Here is a 4,488-nt window from a genome sequence, read left to right as displayed (position 1 = left end):
CGATGGGAATGTTCTCGCCGCCGTCCAGCGATAAATCGAACGTGCTGCTGGGGGCCACCACGTAAAACGGAATGTTGTGGGCGGCCGCCAGCAGGGCCACGCCATACGTGCCGATTTTGTTCGCCGTGTCGCCGTTGGCGGCAATGCGGTCGGCCCCCACCAGCACCGCTTGAATGCGCCCTTCGCGCATCACCTGCGCGGCCACGGAATCGCAAATCAGCGTGACGGGTATGCCGCGCTGTTGCAGCTCCCAGGCCGTGAGCCGCGCGCCTTGCAATAATGGTCGGGTTTCATCGACGAACACGTGCAGCCGCCGCCCGGCTTCGTGGGCGGTAAAAATCGGCGCCAATGCCGTGCCGTAATCCACCGTGACTAGCGCGCCTGCATTGCAGTGCGTAAGCACGCCCTGCACGTTTTGCAATAGCGCTGCCCCATGCCGGCCGATGGCCCGGCACATCGCTCGATCTTCCTCCCAAATCTCATTCGCTTCGGCCAACATTGCGGCAGCAATCTGCCGCGGCGGTTGCTTGCCGCGCACTTCTTCCGCGGTTCGCTTCATCCGCTCAATCGCCCAAAACAAATTGACCGCGGTCGGCCGGCTGGCTTTCAAATGCGCGGCCGCGGATTCCAGTTGAGCAAAGAACGTCGCCTCGTCCGCATCAAGCACCGGCTGCACTCCCAGGCACATGCCGAACGCCGCCGCAATGCCGATGGCCGGCGCTCCGCGAATTTGCAACATACGAATGGCCTGCCACAGTGTTTGCACATCGCGGCATTCGATTTCGACCAGTTCCAGCGGCAAGCGGGTTTGATCGATCAGCCGCAAATGCCCCTCGAGATCGCCCACCCAATGTAGCGTTGGAATTGCCGCAGGGGTCTGAATTGCGGAAGGCGGTAACGTGCTCTCGATTTCGGATTTGGCGTCAGGGCGTCGCGGGGCGGTCGGGCTCATGCGACATCAAAACCGGGCCCGGTATTTCATGCCGAAGGTTTCCGCCACCGCCAGGTTGGTGACTTCCCCATCGATGATGTTCACTGCCGCCGCGATCGGCGGCAATTCCTGGGCCGCACGCACGATGCCCCGGTTAGCCAGTTCCAAAACCCACGGCAGCGTCACGTTGCACAGCGCGTAAGTGCTGGTCCGGCCGACGGCGCCGGGCATGTTGGTGACGCAGTAGTGGAGCACTTCGTCGACAATGTATGTCGGCTCGCTGTGCGTGGTGGGCTTACTGGTGGCGATGCAGCCCCCTTGATCGATGGCCACGTCGATGATGACGCTCCCGTGCTTCATCAATTTCAAATCTTCCCGTTCCACCAGCATCGGTGCTTTCGCGCCGGGAATCAGTACCGCGCCGATCACCAAATCGGCCAGCTTGAGATATTCGCGCACCGTGTGGCGATCGCTGAACAGCACGTCGACATTGGCGGACGTGACATCGTCGAGATAGCGCAGCCGATCCATATTCACATCCAACAGGGCGATGTTGGCTCCGAACCCCGCCGCCACTTTCGCCGCATTCGCCCCGACCACGCCCCCCCCCAAAATCAAAATGTTCGCCGGCGCTACGCCGGGTACGCCCCCCAGCAAAATGCCGCGCCCCGGTTGCGGCCGCTCCAAGTATTTGGCCCCTTCCTGGATGCTCATGCGCCCGGCCACTTCGCTCATGGGCGTCAGCAGCGGCAACCGGCCCCGGTCGTCGCGCAAGGTTTCGTAGGCGATGGCGGTCGCGCCAGTGGCCAGGAACGATTCGGTCAACTTTCGGTCGGCGGCAAAATGAAAGTAGGTGAACAGCGCTTGCCCCTTGCGCAACAGCGGAATTTCCTGCGGCTGCGGTTCCTTCACTTTCACAATCATTTCTGCTTCGGCAAACACCGCCTCGGCTCGATCGACCAGGCGCCCGCCCGCACGCTCGTACAACTCGTCGGGCAACCCGGAGCCGACACCCGCGCCGTGTTGCACCAACACGGCATGGCCGGCGCGGGTTAGTTCTTCGACGCCGACAGGCAGCATGGCCACACGGTACTCGTCGCGCTTGGTTTCCTTAGGCACTCCGACGATCACGGGGGATTCTCCGGCCGATCGAATTCGGTTGTTAAAGCTTGATGAGAAAATGGGTTATTCTGTTTTCCACGGGCAATTTCAACAGACCTTGACGCTTGCGCCAAGGGTTTTCCGCTGCGGGCGTAAACAGAAGGGCAAACTTCCTCGCCGCCCTAGTAGACACACACCCAAAAGCATGCCAAAATGCGCTGCCTTACCCGTCGAGTTGGTGGGGGAATTTGGCTGACGCCGGATCGTCGTTAGGTATCCGGGGGAAGCGAAAACAGATTGGATCGCCGACGCGCTGGCCCTTTCCTGCCGCGTCCATGCGTCGACAAACGAGTGCATGATGCAAGTCTTTTCTTTAGAACGCATTTCGATGACGCGCAAAAGCAAATGGATCGATGTGCCATCGGTCGACGAACCGGCTACGTCGGTGGCACGCGACGCCATTCGCGGACGCATGAAAACGGTTTGGGATTGGATGCCCCTGGCGGCCGATCGCTCCGCTACCGACGTCGAGTACATTCATCAATTGCGCGTTTCCACTCGCCGTGCCAAGGCGGTTTTGGATTTATTCGAACCGCTCCTGCCCCGCAAACGCACGCGTTGGTTTCGCAAACAGTTAAAGCGCCTGCGCGAAACCGCCGGCGAGGCCCGCGATTTGGACGTCCTGGCCCAGCACGTCGGTGCGGTCTGCCAGGCCGATCATTCCCCAGGTTGCGCGCCGCTCTTGGAGCGCATCTCGCAAATGCGATGCTCCGCCCAGCCGGCCATTACCCTTATCTATCGCAAGCTCAAGGAGCGCGATTTCCGCCGCCGCGTGAAAAAGTTGGTCGACAAAATCCGCTGGCGCTCTCCCGATGCCGAAGCCCCTTCGTATCAAACGCTTGCCCGCGCCGGCATGCGCCCCCTGGCCACCACATTTTTCACCGCCTCCGAGGCCGATTTCGAAAGCATTTTGGCCATGCACCAATTTCGCATCGCCGGCAAGCACCTGCGCTACGCCATGGAAGTGTTCGCCGCCGCCTTCAGCCCCAGCTTTCGCAAAGAATTGTACCCCGTCGTGGAAGAACTGCAAAATAAACTGGGCGCCGTGAACGATCACTCCAACAACCGCGATCGCTGCCTGGCCTGGCTGGACGAAACCACCGACGAATCGCAGCGGCTGATTTTGAGCAAAATCATTGCCTTGGAAACCGCCGCATTGCAATCCAGCATGCGCGAATTCCGCCTCTGGTGGACCCCCGATCGCGCCGCCGAGCTGAAAGCTCGCTTCTGGCAGGAAATTGCCCCCACCGAAGCACGCTGCGCCTAGCACGGGACGGGTCTCCACGGGCAACCTAAACAGCCTAGGCCAAGCGCAGTGTCGGCCGTGCGGGCGCTATTCGGTAGGGGGCGGATTATCTGGCGGGGCATCTGGAGGCAATGCCGGCACGGCTTTCAGGAATCGTCCCCCGCTTTCGTACCACCCTTCGGCTTTGAAGCGGCACCACGGCAAGTCGACCAAAAATCCCACCCAGCGCCCGTCGCCCGCGTGAAACGACGCAATCATTCGCCGATGTGTCAGGGGCTGCGGGTGGAAAAAACCAAAGCCCCCCATCGAAAGCGAACTCCCCGCTACGACAATCGGCGGCCCGCACGGGGTCTGGCCGTCGCTCTCCACCGGCGTCAGCCGCACCAAATGCGGATACGCGTACCGCTGGTCGCTGCGTCGTTCCATCATAAAGCCCGGACGCTGCGCCAACATCAGCAATTCATGAACGCGATCATGAATCGCTTCCAACATGGCCGCATTACTGGAAAAACGAGTGGTATCGGGCTTCTCGGGTGCTGCACACATGGAATCAAACTCCAACGCTACAGTGGTGGTCATGATCACTCCCTAAAACCATGTTTCCGATCGCAAACTGCCGACAACAAAGCTGGCCAGGCCCGCGCACGCGCCTGGCATGACAAAACGCGAAATGGAATATGGATTGGGCAGATAAAGTGCCAGCTACGCAAGGATCAGCAACCAGCGACAAACCACGTCAGCAATCGAGGGAGAAATCAGACTTCCTAAAAGAGAATTTGGCGCCAGGGAAACTGCCACGAGAGGAGATCGGCATCTGAACTCTAGGTCAGTATCCGCGGCCCGTCAAATCGCACATTTCGGCCGATTTCAGTGATCTGATTGGAAAATCCGCCCCCCCACCCACCCACCCACACCACCGAATTGTCGGGCAAAGCCGACTGTTATGGGCATCGGCTAATGGTAGAAATATAAAAACACGGCCCAAGGGATTGTGGGACACACTTAAAGGGGCTTTGTTGAAACCCTATTGATTCCAATGGGAAAACAGTTTACATCAATGCGTCATGGAAACCACACGTGCGATGACGCGGTCGCCGGTGGCGTTGGCCAGGAAGGCCGTCGAAATTGCGCAACGTGCTTTGCCTGCCTA

The 4,488-nt window shown here is 60.0% G+C and carries 4 protein-coding genes; 1 reads left to right on the top strand and 3 read right to left on the bottom strand.

Annotation, left to right across the window (positions count from 1 at the left end; translation table 11 throughout):
* Positions 1-847 (bottom strand): S-methyl-5-thioribose-1-phosphate isomerase (gene mtnA / locus VMJ32_00495; GenBank protein HTQ37473.1); only part of this gene is annotated, 847 nt, incomplete at its 3' end.
* A gap of 111 nt (positions 848-958) precedes the next feature.
* On the bottom strand, positions 959-2,062 hold the full coding sequence (gene ald, locus VMJ32_00490) for an alanine dehydrogenase (GenBank protein HTQ37472.1): 1,104 nt from the start codon (positions 2,060-2,062) through the stop codon (positions 959-961).
* A gap of 358 nt (positions 2,063-2,420) precedes the next feature.
* Between ald and VMJ32_00485 the strand changes: the two genes are divergently transcribed.
* Positions 2,421-3,359, top strand: a complete 939-nt coding sequence (locus tag VMJ32_00485) for a CHAD domain-containing protein (protein ID HTQ37471.1) — start codon at positions 2,421-2,423, stop codon at positions 3,357-3,359.
* Between the two features lie 66 nt (positions 3,360-3,425).
* On the opposite strand, the gene VMJ32_00480 is transcribed toward VMJ32_00485, so the two are convergent.
* Positions 3,426-3,917, bottom strand: a complete 492-nt coding sequence (locus tag VMJ32_00480; GenBank protein ID HTQ37470.1) for a hypothetical protein — start codon at positions 3,915-3,917, stop codon at positions 3,426-3,428.
* Positions 3,918-4,488: the final 571 nt, after the last annotated feature.

It is taken from the genome of Pirellulales bacterium (assembly GCA_035499655.1).
In the GTDB taxonomy this organism is placed as follows: domain Bacteria; phylum Planctomycetota; class Planctomycetia; order Pirellulales; family JADZDJ01; genus DATJYL01.
This window is presented reverse-complemented; position numbering and strand designations above follow the sequence as displayed.

Excerpts from the sequence above, each read along its gene's own strand:
- VMJ32_00485 (HTQ37471.1), top strand. The coding sequence starts at position 2,421 with ATGACGCGCAAAAGCAAATGGATCGATGTGCCATCGGTCGACGAACCG.
- VMJ32_00480 (HTQ37470.1), bottom strand. The coding sequence starts at position 3,917 with ATGACCACCACTGTAGCGTTGGAGTTTGATTCCATGTGTGCAGCACCC.